The organism is Caldifermentibacillus hisashii (assembly GCF_039654145.1).
GTDB lineage: Bacteria > Bacillota > Bacilli > Bacillales > Caldibacillaceae > Caldifermentibacillus > Caldifermentibacillus hisashii.
Window position 1 is genome coordinate 3,434,637 of the sequence record NZ_CP155467.1, and the last position, 14,615, is coordinate 3,449,251.

General features: G+C 37.7%; 14 protein-coding genes and 1 pseudogene. 7 read left to right on the plus strand and 8 right to left on the minus strand.

Annotated elements, in window-relative coordinates:
- Window positions 1-271 precede the first annotated feature (271 nt).
- From NSQ14_RS16605 to NSQ14_RS16620, 4 genes are all read right to left on the minus strand, one after another.
- Window positions 272-1,732 (minus strand): CoA-acylating methylmalonate-semialdehyde dehydrogenase, encoded by a 1,461-nt coding sequence (locus NSQ14_RS16605; protein WP_034772792.1) that lies wholly within the window; start codon window positions 1,730-1,732, stop codon window positions 272-274.
- A gap of 176 nt (window positions 1,733-1,908) precedes the next feature.
- Window positions 1,909-3,252 carry a GntP family permease gene (locus NSQ14_RS16610; RefSeq protein ID WP_034772794.1) on the minus strand — a complete coding sequence of 448 codons (1,344 nt, stop codon included), beginning with the start codon at window positions 3,250-3,252 and terminating at the stop codon, window positions 1,909-1,911.
- Between the two features lie 25 nt (window positions 3,253-3,277).
- Entirely contained in the window at window positions 3,278-4,480 is a 1,203-nt protein-coding gene (locus NSQ14_RS16615) for an iron-containing alcohol dehydrogenase (RefSeq protein WP_034772796.1), read from the minus strand.
- A 197-nt stretch (window positions 4,481-4,677) separates the two neighbouring features.
- Window positions 4,678-6,471 carry a sigma 54-interacting transcriptional regulator gene (locus tag NSQ14_RS16620; RefSeq protein ID WP_340499565.1) on the minus strand — a complete coding sequence of 598 codons (1,794 nt, stop codon included), beginning with the start codon at window positions 6,469-6,471 and terminating at the stop codon, window positions 4,678-4,680.
- Between the two features lie 264 nt (window positions 6,472-6,735).
- Here NSQ14_RS16620 and NSQ14_RS16625 point away from each other — a divergent pair, with 264 nt between their 5' ends.
- The 4 genes from NSQ14_RS16625 to NSQ14_RS16635 all read left to right on the plus strand — a co-directional run bounded on the left by NSQ14_RS16625 (window position 6,736) and on the right by NSQ14_RS16635 (window position 8,130).
- Entirely contained in the window at window positions 6,736-7,377 is a 642-nt protein-coding gene (locus NSQ14_RS16625; protein ID WP_346217130.1) for a helix-turn-helix domain-containing protein, read from the plus strand.
- A complete protein-coding gene (locus tag NSQ14_RS16630; protein WP_251246403.1) occupies window positions 7,374-7,535 on the plus strand; it encodes a hypothetical protein in 162 nt (53 codons plus the stop codon). Before NSQ14_RS16625 ends, NSQ14_RS16630 begins: the two co-directional genes overlap by 4 nt.
- A 14-nt stretch (window positions 7,536-7,549) precedes the next feature.
- Complete coding sequence (locus NSQ14_RS18930) at window positions 7,550-7,789, plus strand: toxin-antitoxin system TumE family protein (protein ID WP_428831597.1); 240 nt, start codon at window positions 7,550-7,552, stop codon at window positions 7,787-7,789.
- A gap of 155 nt (window positions 7,790-7,944) precedes the next feature.
- Window positions 7,945-8,130, plus strand: a complete 186-nt coding sequence (locus tag NSQ14_RS16635; RefSeq protein ID WP_034772803.1) for a hypothetical protein — start codon at window positions 7,945-7,947, stop codon at window positions 8,128-8,130.
- Window positions 8,131-8,231: 101 nt separating this feature from the next.
- Here NSQ14_RS16635 and NSQ14_RS16640 read toward each other — a convergent pair whose 3' ends face one another.
- Genes NSQ14_RS16640 through NSQ14_RS16650 form a run of 3 tightly spaced genes read right to left on the minus strand, consistent with a single transcriptional unit; the run spans window position 8,232 to window position 8,994 of the window.
- Window positions 8,232-8,627, minus strand: coding sequence for a hypothetical protein (locus NSQ14_RS16640; RefSeq protein ID WP_034772811.1), 396 nt, complete (start codon window positions 8,625-8,627; stop codon window positions 8,232-8,234).
- On the minus strand, window positions 8,606-8,902 hold the full coding sequence (locus NSQ14_RS16645) for a hypothetical protein (RefSeq protein ID WP_051989175.1): 297 nt from the start codon (window positions 8,900-8,902) through the stop codon (window positions 8,606-8,608). Before NSQ14_RS16645 ends, NSQ14_RS16640 begins: the two co-directional genes overlap by 22 nt.
- A complete protein-coding gene (locus tag NSQ14_RS16650) occupies window positions 8,872-8,994 on the minus strand; it encodes a hypothetical protein (RefSeq protein WP_268753997.1) in 123 nt (40 codons plus the stop codon). The genes NSQ14_RS16645 and NSQ14_RS16650 overlap by 31 nt, the downstream gene beginning before the upstream one ends.
- A gap of 255 nt (window positions 8,995-9,249) precedes the next feature.
- Between NSQ14_RS16650 and NSQ14_RS16655 the strand changes: the two genes are divergently transcribed.
- From NSQ14_RS16655 to NSQ14_RS16665, 3 genes are all read left to right on the plus strand, one after another.
- Complete coding sequence (locus tag NSQ14_RS16655) at window positions 9,250-10,191, plus strand: aminotransferase class I/II-fold pyridoxal phosphate-dependent enzyme (protein WP_346216610.1); 942 nt, start codon at window positions 9,250-9,252, stop codon at window positions 10,189-10,191.
- 128 nt (window positions 10,192-10,319) lie between these two features.
- Window positions 10,320-11,582 carry an Nramp family divalent metal transporter gene (locus tag NSQ14_RS16660; protein ID WP_043988688.1) on the plus strand — a complete coding sequence of 421 codons (1,263 nt, stop codon included), beginning with the start codon at window positions 10,320-10,322 and terminating at the stop codon, window positions 11,580-11,582.
- A 260-nt stretch (window positions 11,583-11,842) separates the two neighbouring features.
- Window positions 11,843-12,928: a YkvI family membrane protein gene (locus NSQ14_RS16665; RefSeq protein ID WP_041844792.1), complete on the plus strand. Its 1,086-nt coding sequence runs from the start codon at window positions 11,843-11,845 to the stop codon at window positions 12,926-12,928.
- Between the two features lie 268 nt (window positions 12,929-13,196).
- Here NSQ14_RS16665 and NSQ14_RS16670 read toward each other — a convergent pair.
- A pseudogene (locus tag NSQ14_RS16670) lies at window positions 13,197-14,509 on the minus strand (IS1380-like element ISBco1 family transposase).
- Between the last annotated feature and the right edge of the window lie 106 nt (window positions 14,510-14,615).

Genomic DNA, 14,615 nt, shown 5'->3' on the forward strand with positions numbered 1-14,615 from the left:
GCTTCGTCGCTCGTTTCCTCGCTCCTGCAGGGTCTTCGGCTCATGTGACTGTCGCTATCGCTTTCGTCACAAAAACTTTTTCGACTGCCGCTACGCTTTCGTCGAATCTGTGTGCTGTTCCCGCAGGAATCTGAATAAGCTTCCCTTGAATTGGCATCGCACGAAGGAAAATGCAGGTAGCATTTTTCGAGGGAGTCGCCGCTACCTTCACTTCAATCAACCTATATATATTGGTTTATTTTTTGACTTTCTGGACAGCCCCAAACATCGATTATACCCATCTAGTAGTAATGACTTTTTTCCGTGTGTAGAATTGGAGTCCGTCTTTGCCATTGGCATGGAGGTCTCCATAGAAAGAATCTTTCCAACCTGAGAAGGGGAAAAACGCCATTGGTGCTGGGACACCGATGTTTACACCAAGCATACCGGCATCAATGTTTTCCCTAAATTTCCTCACACTTCTACCATCATTTGTAAAAATACAAGCACCGTTTGCAAATCGTGACTGATTGGCAAGTTCAATCGCTTCATCTAAGTTGCTTACACGGGCAATTGATAGAACAGGAGCAAATATTTCATCTTGCCAAATTTTCATATCCTTCGTTACCTTATCGAAGATCGTTGGCCCGACGAAGTACCCTTTCCTTTGAGCCGCTTCATCTCTCCGACCATCACGGATAAGAATCGCTCCTTCGTTAACACCTGTTTCAATATATTGGAGGGTTCTTTCCTTATGCTGTTCACGAATAACTGGCCCGAGAAAAATACCTTCATCCAAACCGTTTCCAATTTTAATCTCATTCGTTTTTTGTACAAGAAGCTTGATAAATTCATCGGCAATCGAGTCTTCTACTGCAACGACCGATGCTGCCATACAACGCTCTCCTGCAGAACCAAAAGCAGCATTTAAAATTTGGGTTGTCGCATTATCTAAGTTTGCGTCAGCTAGTACAATTGAATGGTTTTTTGCTCCTGCCAACGCCTGAACTCGTTTTAAATTCTCCGTTCCCCGCTTATACACATACTCTGCCACCGGCTGGGATCCGACGAAAGAAATTGCAGCGACCTTTTTATTATCTAATAAACCGTTCACAACATCATGTGCACCATGAACAATATTGAAGACACCTTTTGGTAAGCCTGCCTCTTCCAACAGTTCTGCTAAACGATTTGCCAACAATGGAGTCCGTTCCGATGGTTTTAACACAAACGTATTACCTGTCACAATCGCCAATGGGAACATCCAACATGGAACCATCATTGGAAAATTAAATGGAGTGATTCCACCGATTACACCAATCGGATAGCGATAAACACCCGATTCAAGGTCAGTTGCAATCGATGCCAGTTGTTCACCTATCATCAACGATGGTGCACCTGCAGCAAATTCAACATTTTCAATTCCCCGTTGTACTTCTCCATATGCTTCAGTAAAATTTTTTCCATTTTCAATTGTAATAAGTTTCGCCAGTTCATCCCAATGGTCGACAAGCAGTTGTTGATACTTAAATAATATCCGAGCCCTTTTTGGAACAGGGACTTCTTTCCATGTTTGGAATTTCTCAAAAGCTACACTGACTGCACGCTCGACATCTTTTTCTCCGGAAATTGGTACATAAGCAATAACTTCACCGGTTGCCGGATTATAAACAGGCTCCTGTTTTTCCGAAGTGGCTTCAATCCATTCGCCGCCTATATAATTTTTTAACGTTTTAACAGCTGTTTGTGTCAAATGAAAAACCTCCCATTAATTATTTTTGATTTCCATTTATCTAAAATTAGTTTTTTGATTAGCGCCCAAAACCATACTCTTCTAAAAACTAGTATCATAGTACAGATACTCTGCCATAGCTATATTTAGCTACAAAGTGGTTATAAAATCTTTTTGGTTGCTATCATATTTATAACTTAAAAGACTGAATATAAGATAACGGCAAGGGACAGAACAATTGTCGGTAATACTACACTCAACATAAAGATTGGTTTGTATGACCGTTTATGCTCTTCACCACAAATGGCCCGAATCGTTGTTACGACATAACCATTGTGCGGGAGTGAATCAAGACCGCCGGATGCTAAAGCAGAAATACGATGCATTGCGCCCGGATCTAACCCTTGACTCATATAAATCGGTGCTAAAATCGGCAACGCAATCCCTAAACCACCGGATGCTGAGCCGGTAATACCACAAATCAATGTTACCCCCACAGCCAAGCCGAGTAGTGGTGGTCCAGGCATATTAACTAGACTATCAACAAGAATATCGAAAGCTGGTACCGCTGCTGCTACACTTCCAAAACCAACAACAGCACAAGTATTGGCCAGAGCAACAAGTGAATTTTGAGCACCGACAGCAAGTGACTGCCAAAATTCACGTAAAAATTTATGCATCGTGACACACGCATCAATTATCCCGACTGTTAACGCAATTAATAATGCAATCGTCGGATTCATAAACTGGCCAAGTACATTCAGTAAAACGATGACAAGAGCAAGTGGTAAAATTGCTATGATAATATTCGGAAGCCCTTCATCTTTTTTCTCTCCTTGTGTTTTACTAACGGTTGCTGCTGTTTCTTCCAATCCTTTTAATGGTGACTCTCTCGGAAGTGAAAACACTTCCCCATTTTGTGATGCTTTATTCACCATGGAACCGAGCCATAATCCACCTGCAACCATAATAATTAGCGCACAAAGTACACCAATCCATCCCCCTGCCGTCGGTGTTGTACCAAAAAACTCGGTTGGAATAATATTTTGAATTTCCGGTGAACCAGGTGAAGTCATTGTAAAAGAAATCGATCCGAATACAAGCGCCGGTGGAATAAATCGGTGCGGCAAGTTGGCTTCCCGAAATAAAGATACCGCAATTGGATAAACGGCAAAACCGACGACAAATAAACTGACCCCACCATAAGTCATAATTGCTGCCGCTGCAACGACAGCAAAAACAGCACGCTTAGCCCCAAAACGACGACTGATCCATGCCGCTATACTATCGGCAGACTTTGTTTCCTGCATAAACTTTCCAAAAATAGCACCTAGTAAAAAGACAAAAAACCAAGAAGAAAAATAATTAACAAAACCAGTCATATAATCGTCCATAAGTGCTACCTCTAAGCTCAAACCGTCAAAAATTGCTAAAACAATGGAACAAATAATGGCTCCAATAATGATATTAATACCCTTCATTGTCAAATAAACCAATAAACCGAGTGAAGCAAACAACCCAAGCAAACCAATGAAAACCATCCCAACTTCCCCTCTCGTTTCTATCTTATTTCAATTTACTCACACGATGATTGGCAAAATCGTAGGTATAGCACGAAAGATATAGTTCCATAATTTCTTCTTTACTTGGAATCCGAGGGTTATTTTGTGGACTCCCGCTTGCTAGCGCATCTTCTGCCATTTTACTGATAACGCTTTCAAATTGTTGCTGGTCAATTCCCCATCCTTTTAAATTCGGGATGTTTAAATCTAAGCAAAGTTTTTTTACTGATGATACAGCAATTTCAGCCGCTTCTTCATTCGATACTATTTCTGCTTGCGGATCGTAATATCTTCCTAGATCAGCCAATCGACCAATACATTCCGCTTTACTAAACTCCAATACAGCAGGTAAAAGCATTGCATTCGAAAATCCATGTGGTACATGGAAAAGAGCTCCGATTGGTCTTGACATCCCGTGAACTAAGCAAACAGATGCATTGGAAAAAGCCATCCCTGCTTGCAAGGAACCAAGTGACATTGCCTCTCTTGCCACAAGATTATTTCCATCTTCATAAGCTGCTAGCAAATTGCCAACAATCAACTCCATTGCCGATAGTGCCAATTTATCTGTCATCGGATGAGCCCGTCTTGAAATATAAGCCTCAATGGCATGACTCAATGCATCTACACCGGTTGCAGCCGTTACCGATTTTGGCGAGGAGATTGTCAACATTGGATCAACGATTGCTACATCAGGCATAAATACAGGTTGTTTAATCATCATTTTTACATTATTTTTTGTATTTGTTATGATTGTTGCATCAGTTACCTCTGAACCGGTACCGGCCGTTGTTGGAATAGCAATATGAGGGACAGGGTTTTGACTTGCCAATGTCTTTCCTCCCATATAATCCCCGATGTATCCGCCATTCGTTGCGAGAACTGCGACTGCTTTGGCTGTATCAATACAGCTCCCGCCCCCAAGCGAAATAATAACATCACAATTTTCACTCTTTAATAGATTAAGAGCTTCTTCAACATAAATATCTGTTGGTTCTGTTTTCACACCGAGATAGATTGCACTTTCTACACCGACTTTCGATAAATCATTCCGGATATTGCTGACATAGCCGAGACTTTCCATGATAGGATCACTTATTACAAGCGCCTTTGTTCCTCTCGATGCTGATTCTTTTGCTACTTCATTCAAAGCATGACGACCATAAACAATTGTTTGAGGTGTTCGAAATACAGAAAAATTTTCCAAAATCATCACTCCTTTCTTACTTTATTGAATATGCAAAAGGTGTGCCAACTTGGGAATGTTTTATTAAAAAATATAATTTACTCGATAACTATCCGTTTAATTACAAACGAACTAATTGTAAAGAAATATTTTGAATTTATTATATGTAGAAAAAATACTACAAAATGTTGCAGTAATGTAGTTTTTCTACTACACTTTTACGACAATCCATATTTTTTTAGCTTCTGATACAGAGTCGTCCGATGAATTCCGAGGAGTTTTGCAGCCTTTGTTTTATTTCCTCCGGTTTTTATCAGCATTTCGCTAATCATTTCTTTTTCCCGTTCCATTTTGTAATGTTTTGACTCATCTATTATCGAACTTTTGTTGATTTGAGCGTAACCCATTGAAAGCAATTCTTTATCCTTCATATATTTCGGTAAATGGACTACATCGATTGTCGGTCCTTCTGTTAATATGACAAGTTTTTCAATTGTATTAGCTAGTTCTCTAATATTTCCAAACCATTCATAATGAAGAAAAGCGTGCATTGCTTCCGGTGTAATATTCTTCATTAAGATTCCATATTTCGTACAAGTCTTTTTTAAAAAATAATTGATTAAAAGCGGTATATCATTTGTTCGCTCTCTTAAAGGCGGTATTTGAAGTTCAATGATATTAATTCGGTAATATAGGTCCTCACGAAAATCACCTGTTTCTACCATCTTTTTTAAGTCCCGATTTGTCGCAGCAATAATCCGGGCATTTAGCTTATACTTCTTCACACCGCCAACCCGTTCATACTCCCTTTCCTGGATGACACGCAACAATTTCGACTGCATCAATAATGGCAATTCACCTATTTCATCTAAAAATATTGTTCCGTCTTGCGCTAATTCTAATTTCCCCGGCTTGCCACCTTTTTTTGCACCTGTAAATGCTCCCTCCTCATAGCCAAACAGTTCCGATTCGAATAATTGCTCAGGAATCGCGCCGCAATTCACACTGATAAATGGTCCTGAGGAAAATGAACTTAGCTGATGGATGCTTCTAGCAAACATTTCTTTTCCTGTACCGCTTTCCCCTGTAATTAGGACACCTGCTTCAGTTTTTGCAATTTTTTCTGCTAAATATTTTACTTGCATTATTGCTTGGCTTTCACCAATAATCTGACTCATGGAATACTCGTTTTGATTATGATCAGCCAGATAAGGTTTTTCTTCCTTACGATGGAGTGATTTTTCCTGAAACCGTTCATAAATACGATATAGTTCGGTCACCCCTTCAAAAATTAACATACCAATTGCACCAACAATTTTGTCATTTTTAAAAATTGGAATTCGATTGACCACCATTGGCTGACCATTAATATACTGAATTACCCCTCGCTCAGGTACTCCCGTTTTTACAGTATTATGTAAATTCGTATTATCAATTACTTCCTTTACATGTCGACCAATCGCATCGCCTTTCTTAATTCCGGTAAAGCGACTATAGGCATCATTAAATTGTTTAATGATGCCATTTTCATCAACAACAGCAACACCTTCATAGGCGCTATCGAGAATAATGTTCAATATTTCTGCTGTATTTCTTGTTTCTCTCCATTCTTCCAAGTAAGATCCGAGTGCTTTTAGTAGTTCAGCATGTGTCAAAAATCCTATATAAGTGTCATCGTTATTGACAACGAGGAAGTATGGACTATTTATTTGATACACTTCTAGAATAGAGTCATCTTCATGTACTACGGAAACAGGCTGACTCTCCATGCGGCACCAAACAGGATCCTTTTTTCTTTCAAATAAGACATCCTTAAGAATCGAACGTAATGTTACTATCCCGATTGGTTTACGTTGTTCATCGACAACAGGTAATACGTCAATCTCTTTATCATGCATTAACCAAGCAACTTCTTCTACCATCATATTTTTATGTATATAAAAAACTTCACGCTTCATCCAGTAGGAAACTCGAAACCGGCTGTCATTTTCCTGCAACATGTCTCTGTCCATAAACAATCCTCCTCAGTATTAGTAGTATCCAATTCAAACTAAATGATTGATTTTTCATAAAAATTATAATCTACAAAGTTATTACAATCAACGTTTAGAATTAAGGTGTATAGATAAAAACTATGTATATATAGTTTTCTATATTCTCAGTATAAATATAGTTGACCTTTCATTTACATGACTTTGGGAGTTTATTTTATCTTTCAACTTAGTTTCAGTTTACTGGATGATCATTTAAAATAAGAGGTATGAGAGGTGAGTTTTATGATTACGTATTTTGAAAAGAAAGCGGTTTTGTCTAATGCTGATCAGTTAGCAGAAAACTTTGTAGCTTACAATGAAAGCTTAAGTCCAGTTGTTCTTAAATTACTTATTAATTCCCTGAGAAAAATACCTACCACCATACCTCTGAATATTAACGAAATAAACGAGAATGATTTAGCAGATCCTAGTGTTGTAAAATCAATCTATACTGAAATTATTAAATATATGGCAACGATTTCTGTTGATGAACAGCAAGATGAGATTATATACAAGACAGGCGACTTAGCTCGGATTTTTGGTGTATCCCAAACAACAATTAATAACTGGATTAAAGAGGGCAGATTTTCAAAAGTTGAGCGTGATGGAAAAAATAAACATGCAAAAATACCTGAATCCTCTATTTGGACTGCGAATAACGGGCAGCAGAAAATCATTAAACAAATCGCCGAGGAGTATGCTCTAGAAAAAAATAAAATAACAGAAAAAGAGGAGAAAACTCTACTTCAAAAGGAAGTCAAGTTCTTTGAAGAAAAATATCAAACCTCTTATGAAGCCCTAAAGAATAAAGAAAATAAAAGTGAGGAAGAAGAAGAGGACCTTGAAATATGGGGCTACCTTCTTCACAGATTAGGGTCTTTATGAAATTAAATCCAACAAATTTTGCAATCATACAAGCAGAGTTCGGCGATATTATTATTGATATTCTTGATGGAGATGGATACCAAAAATCCACCGGCTTCATTCAAAGAAAGACAATTAGAATGATAGACGGATCTTATTTAAGAATTCGCGAGTCCTAACAAAAAATCAACAAATTGATCGTTACTATTACGATTGGTTTGCTGTAGACGGAAAAATTCTACTAAAATTCCATAGTGAAAGCCATGATAAAGATGCCAGATACCAAACGAAAACTGAGCCTTTTCATATACACATTCCCGATGTACTAAGCCTATCTACTTTGACAAGAATTTCAAATTACAATTTACGTGAATTATATGGAATCTTGGAATTTATTCGTTTACACTTAACTTTAGTCCAGCTTTATAGATAATGTTACAGGACTGTGATTGGTAATTTAGTTTGGTGTCAAATATATGAGTTACTATGTTTTTTGACGTAAAAATTTTCATCTCCCCTTATAGGATTGACACATTTTTGGGTCCTTGTACATATAATAATTGGAAAGCAGTGAGGGGAGGGAACAAAATGGATCGACCTGTACTTTTGTTTCTTGCTGCAATCCTTGCCGGTTTTGCTTTAGTTAAAGTACCGCTTTCTGGAACCGTTTTCGCAGCATTTACCCCATTTACAAATTTCATTGGTATTTTAGCGATTTTAGTATTTTCAGTAGTTCTTATTTATAAAGCAAGCTTGGCTTTATTAAGGAAATAAGTCAGCATGATGGGAAACAACCCCTTAACCCGTACTTCCAAAGGGGTTGTTTTACTTAGAATGCCTTTTCAGCATTAGGCTAAAACAATAATCTGATAGACCTATGCACCTACTCTATAGATATACGCATCCTCGATATAAAAATTATTTAGAGCCCTTCTTGTGAATCTAGTCCCTTTTTTATTAGGTGCTATTTGTATTTTTTCAAGGACTTTTATAAAAGAATCATTCGTCCGCTTAACTGTAATGTTTTCTAAAGAGATATCAAATTCATGATCGGTTTGTTCAATTTTCCTTATTACTTTATCAATATGTTCATAAGCTTTTCGCGGACCTGCCAGATCATATTTTATTGAAGAAATAATTAGTCGCCAACGTTCATTGTCAGGATCATATAACCATAAAGCAGAGTGAACAGGAAAATCATTCTGTTCTAATTGGTCTACCAAAAGTGCGCCATTTGTAAAATCGCTTTCTACCAATGTTCTTCTATCCATTTAAATACCCCCTCAGTTGGATCATTAATTGCCGCTAATAAATCTGATGCTTCTACCATGGAATACTTTTCATACCGAGCCTTTTCCGACCAATCTTTTACAATAAACCAGTAAAATTTGATTTCTTCCGGAACTTGCACATCTAAAACACCTAATAACCTTACTAAATCATGGGTGTGTACTTTGTCTGCAATCTTTTTATCGGGAAAATCATGTTCTTTTGTACTTTTTGCAATCCATGCTTTCAGTGCACATTCAATGCTGTAACCTGCCATATATATGCACCATCATAGCACTCGCTTTTAAGGAGAATTTCTGCTTCTTTTATTCGAATTTCAGCAAGTTCCTGTAATTCTTTTCTATTCATAGCATCTCATCCTCCATTATATTAATACTAATCTTTAATAAGTTCTACAGTAAGTTAAATCATCTAGTGTTATAAAATACCAGCTAAACAAACATATGTTCCTTAACCTATTATATTTTTCAATCCTTTCGTTGTCAATATGAATCAGAAAATTTTCATTTAACTTTCATGTAAAATTTTTTTATCACATAACATTCTAGGGCTTCGTATATTAATTATTGTAATCGTTTACATTTTATTAAAGGAGCTGACTCAATGAATAAGAAAAAGCGATTTGAGACAATGCTCATCCATAAAGGGTATTCTTCACAGGATTTTCATGATAGTTTGAATCCACCGATTTTTCATAGTTCAACTTTCACGTTTTCCACTGCCGAACAAGGAGAAAAGCGATTCACCGGTGAGGAAGAAGGATTCATCTATTCTCGGCTTGGTAATCCGACAGTCCGTGTATTAGAGGAACGGATGGCGGCATTGGAAAAGGGTGAAGCCGCTCTCGCATTTGGGTCGGGAATGGCTGCGGTATCGGCTGTTCTATTCCATTTCGTTTATTCCGGCAGTCATATTTTATGTTCGCGCGGGGTTTATGGATGCACGTTCGGACTGATTGGCCTGCTTCATAAAAAATTCGGTGTCATACATACATTCAATCCCATGCAGACAGCCGAAGAAATTGAGGCAGCCATCCATGACCAAACCTGCTGTATCTACATTGAAACGCCGATAAATCCAACAATGGAACTAATCGATATTAGGCTTGTTACTGACGTTGCGAAAAAATACGGAATTCCCGTTGTTGTCGATAATACTTTTTGCTCACCATATTTGCAAAACCCGCTTGAGCTTGGGGCTGATTATGTCATCCATAGTGCAACGAAATATATTAGCGGACACGGGGATGTGATTGCAGGTATTCTCGTTGGAAAAAATAAAGAAGATATGCAAAAAATTAGGATGACTACTCAAAAGGATATCGGCGGCATTATCGCTCCATTCGATGCATGGTTACTTTTATGCGGATTAAAAACACTTCATGTCCGAATGGATCGCCATGTTGAAAATACAAGGAAACTCGCAAACTATTTAAAAAGTCATCCATTTATTGAAGACATCATTTACCCGGGTAACCCGAACTCACCATACTATTTCTTTTGGACAATTATTCATTTAAAACCTCTCAGCAACCTTTTTGGATAAAAAAGTGAGATTTGGGGCACATAAATTACGAATAAACTCATTAAGCAACCGCTTTAAAGGATTCCTGCATAACTGTCCACTCGATGAAATATGTATAAGTATCTAACTTTTATCGGGGAGGGTAAAAAATGAGTAATCTCACTATTCCGCCTGGTTATAAAAACTCAAACGCTTCCAAAAAGTGGTCAATTATCGGACCGGGCCTTCTTGTTGCGGCTACCGGAGTCGGAGCCGGGGATCTTGTCGCTGCTCTTGTTGCCGGGTCCAACTATGGATTAGTTTTTCTATGGGCGATTGTCCTCGGGGCGTTTATTAAATTTGCCTTAAATGAGGGCGTGGGTCGTTGGCATTTAATTACGGGAAAAACCATTTTGGATGGCTGGCATGCTCTAGGAAAGTGGGCTACCGGATACTTTGGTATTTATACGATTATTTGGGGATTTGTTTACGGTGCAGCCGCTTCTTCTTCTTGCGCACTTGCTCTAGCCGCATTATTTCCGTTCCTTCCATTATGGGTTTGGGCCATCATTAGCTCTCTTGTTGGGTTCATCCTCATTTGGTGGGGGAAATTTAGGACATTTGAACATGTGATGAACTGGTTGGTTGGTTTAATGTTTATCACCGTTGTCGGCTCAGCGATTGTCGTTCTTCCTGATTTAGCTGACATCATCGACACGGCCATACCAACTTTACCTGAAGGCTCACTGATTTACGCATTAGGTTTAATCGGCGGTGTCGGCGGTTCAATTACGATGGCTTCATACGGCTATTGGCTGCAAGAAAATAAATGGGACGGTCCTTCCTTTATCAAAGCCGTCCGATTCGACTCAGCCATCGCCTATATTGTTACCGCTATTTTTACCATTTCATTACTTATTCTTGGTGCTGCTTTACTTTATGGAACAGATACTACCATTAGCGGAGAGCAAGGACTTGTTTCTTTCGCATCCATTTTAGGTAATGAATTGAATCCGACTTTTCGGTGGATGTTTTTGCTTGGCTTTTGGTCGGCATCCTTTACTTCGCTATTAGGTGTATGGAATGGGGTTTCCTATTTATTTGCGGATTTTATTCGGATTGTTAAAAAACAAACGATCCCAAAAGAAAAATTAAGTGAGACGAAAGCTTACCGGTTCTATGTACTATGGTTAACCTTTCCGCCAATGTTACTTCACTTTATCGGAAAGCCGGTTGGGTTAATTATTGCCTACGGGGCCTTAGGTGCATTATTTATGCCATTTCTCTCTATTACATTGCTATATTTATTAAATAGTAAAAAATATATTCCGCTAACTGAAGATCGTAATGGGTTGATTTCTAATTTCATCCTGACCATAAGTATTATTCTTTTCGCTGTTTTGGCAGTAAACGAATTGATTAAATTGTTTTAAACGTTGCCTTTGACTGGATGCCACGGGTAACAGGTAACAATATTTAGGGGAGACTGACTTCCCCTAATTTTTAAAAAAGCGATGATTATTCGTTTAATTTGCCAAGTCGCTGAAAAAATTTTTCCCATTTTTCCAATTAATTTCATTTCCAATTCCAAACTTATTATGGTAAGAAAATAAATTTAGTTCTATAATGGTCATTAGTAAAATTTTTTTGATATAAAGATTTTCATATCTACACCATGGAATTGGAGGATAACATGAAAAAGGTTTTACAAATGGCCAGTGCATTTATCGGGATTATCATTGGTGCCGGTTTTGCTTCCGGTCAAGAGATATTACAGTACTTTGTCAGCTTTGGATATATGGGAATTGTGGCTGCCATCCTTGCAAGTGCTCTATTTTCTTTTATGGGAATGACATTAACAAGATTAGGAAGCAAAATGCACGCCACTTCACATAGTGATGTTATTTACCAAATCAGCGGTAGATTTCTTGGTAAAATAATCGACTACATTCTTATCTTCGCTTTATTCGGTTTCGGTGTTGTCATGATTGCCGGGAGTGGGTCAACGCTCCATCAGCAATTTGGGTTCACGCCGATAGTCGGAAGCGGCCTTATGCTTATTCTTATCATGCTTTCCGTTATGAGTAATGTCGATCGAATCGTAAAAGTAATTGGGAGCATTACACCATTTTTAATCGTTTCCGTCATCTTTCTATCTATTTATAGCTTTGTAACGAAGGATTTAAGTTTTTCGGAGCTACATGAATTATCCATGACACAAAAACCGGCTGTCTCGAACTGGCTTATTTCCACTCTAAACTATGTTTCGATGAATATTGTTCTCGGAGCCTCGATGACCATTGTTATGGGTGGTGATGAAGGGAATGAGAAAACTGCCACACTGGGTGGTCTTGTCGGCGGTTTAGGAATTGGATTCTTAATTATCATGAGTTATTTTACAATCTTTTCCAAAATAAATGTAGTCGGCCAGGTGGATATGCCGTTGTTAAAAATTGCCGATGATCTTTCTCCGATTCTTGGTATAGTTTATTCGATTATTTTATATGGGATGATTTTCAATACGGCCGTCAGTTTATTCTACTCATTGGGGGCTCGCTTTGCGGACATCGGGTCGACAAAATTTAAGTGGATCGTCAATTTTTTAGGAATTGCGGCACTCGGACTAAGTTTTGCCGGTTTTACGGATCTTGTCTCCCTGTTTTATCCCATCATCGGTTATATGGGCTTTATTCTTTTTGTCATTCTTGCTTTCTCATGGTTCCGAATGTCAGCCGCTTCTGAAATAGATAACAAGATAATTGATAAAAATGCTAGCTAAAATCGACTAATTTTCAAGCATGTTGCACTTATACAGAAAGTTGCACATGCTTTTTTATATGAAAAAAATATAAACCTGAAATATTCATAGCTACAAATCCCATTTGATAAAATTTGTTAAATTAGTTGAACATAACGGTATTTAATTAAGAACCGTAGCCAATTCATAAAATAACTGAATTTTCAATAGAACAACTCTGGTATTTTGGGCATACTTGCCCCTTGACTGAAAAATTTATTTTTTTCAGTTATGAGAAGTATTCTATTGGTCATTCCAATTGTAGCTTTTGAATTCGATTCAGTACATCCCAAAAGAAATTTTGATACACAAAACTCGGATGTGTTTGAAGTAAAATGATCTGCCTGATTTCACGACTTTACTTGCCGCTTTAATTAACCGAGTACGTATCGTATCAATTTGCATAGTTTTTTGACCTTCCGGAAAACAAAGAGTTCGTAACCAATTGGTCAAATTATATGCAAGAAGTGTTAACATCATTTTTACTTCGTTCACTAGAAAAGCGTGGCTATTCATATGATCAAAGTAAAACCCATTTTTTGCTTCTTTGATATAGTTTTCCATCGTCCCTCTTTTTTGATAAGCTCGGACGATATCTTGAGGAAAAGCTAATTCAAAGTTAGTAACAAAAAAGGAATGGGTAAAGAACAGCTCACCTGCAGGACGTACCGATTGAATAATCACCCTTCTTGGTTTTGACCATGATTTTGCTTGGTAAATCGTTTCTTCATAATAGGTTTCCGTCTTGGAAACATCTAAAGGTGCGGAAGAAGGATGGTATTCCTTCGCTAAACTTTGTAGTTGTGAATTCGATTTCAACCGAATAATATACAAAACAGATTCTTCTTCACACAGATCGTATAATCCCGGAACAGCAAACCCGCTATCTCCACGAAGAAACAGGGTAGTTTCCGGAAACATTTCGTTATAATGTTTAATGAGAGGCCGAATAAATTCCACCACACCATTTGATGTATAAACATTTCCGGGACGAAGTTGTGCTTTCAAAAAGTCACCAGTCGCACCATCAAAGGCGACTAATGGATGAAAACCCATCGTGCCATAATGAGTATTATATGACGAAGATTCTTGGTCCCCATATGTATCCGAATGAGTCGAATCCAAGTCGATAAATAACTCTTTCGATTGTCGAAAACAATGAATCTTATCAAGCATTTCTTGGTTAGCCAGATTTAATTGTTCAATTGAATCTTTATCAAATCGTGTATAAAAGCGAGACAAACTGGGCTGGGAAGCAAGTGTTGGAGTTTCAATGATTTCCTTAAACACAGGATCATGAGTCAACTGATCAGCCGCATCATCTTCCGCATACCCGGCAATGATTTGATAGACTTTTTGACGTAACAAGTTTTCATTTGAATGAAGATAATATTTCCTTGAATCGTTAAGTCTCAAGTACTTAACTAAAGTCTTTGAAAAACCAATTTTTTCATCGAATTCTCTAAAAAGAAACTCACCTGTATCGGAGGAAAGAGAACCTCCATCATTTGACAATTTAATTTTATGATTGAAATCAAGTGTTTTTTGCGTTAAAGTAACCATATAAAGAGTCCTTTCTGTTTGGTTTTTGTTTTGGTTACTTTAACTTTAACAGAAATGGATTCTTTTTTCATTTTTTTAATGAATTACAATAAAGCCGAAAAGGCTT

Coding starts and splice junctions, on each gene's coding strand:
- NSQ14_RS16610 (WP_034772794.1), bottom strand. CDS start 3,252: ATGGTTTTCATTGGTTTGCTTGGGTTGTTTGCTTCACTCGGTTTATTG.
- NSQ14_RS16620 (WP_340499565.1), bottom strand. CDS start 6,471: ATGGACAGAGACATGTTGCAGGAAAATGACAGCCGGTTTCGAGTTTCC.
- NSQ14_RS16625 (WP_346217130.1), top strand. CDS start 6,736: ATGATTACGTATTTTGAAAAGAAAGCGGTTTTGTCTAATGCTGATCAG.
- NSQ14_RS16630 (WP_251246403.1), top strand. CDS start 7,374: ATGAAATTAAATCCAACAAATTTTGCAATCATACAAGCAGAGTTCGGC.
- NSQ14_RS16635 (WP_034772803.1), top strand. CDS start 7,945: ATGGATCGACCTGTACTTTTGTTTCTTGCTGCAATCCTTGCCGGTTTT.
- NSQ14_RS16640 (WP_034772811.1), bottom strand. CDS start 8,627: ATGGATAGAAGAACATTGGTAGAAAGCGATTTTACAAATGGCGCACTT.
- NSQ14_RS16645 (WP_051989175.1), bottom strand. CDS start 8,902: ATGGCAGGTTACAGCATTGAATGTGCACTGAAAGCATGGATTGCAAAA.
- NSQ14_RS16650 (WP_268753997.1), bottom strand. CDS start 8,994: ATGAATAGAAAAGAATTACAGGAACTTGCTGAAATTCGAATAAAAGAA.
- NSQ14_RS16655 (WP_346216610.1), top strand. CDS start 9,250: ATGAATAAGAAAAAGCGATTTGAGACAATGCTCATCCATAAAGGGTAT.
- NSQ14_RS16660 (WP_043988688.1), top strand. CDS start 10,320: ATGAGTAATCTCACTATTCCGCCTGGTTATAAAAACTCAAACGCTTCC.
- NSQ14_RS16665 (WP_041844792.1), top strand. CDS start 11,843: ATGAAAAAGGTTTTACAAATGGCCAGTGCATTTATCGGGATTATCATT.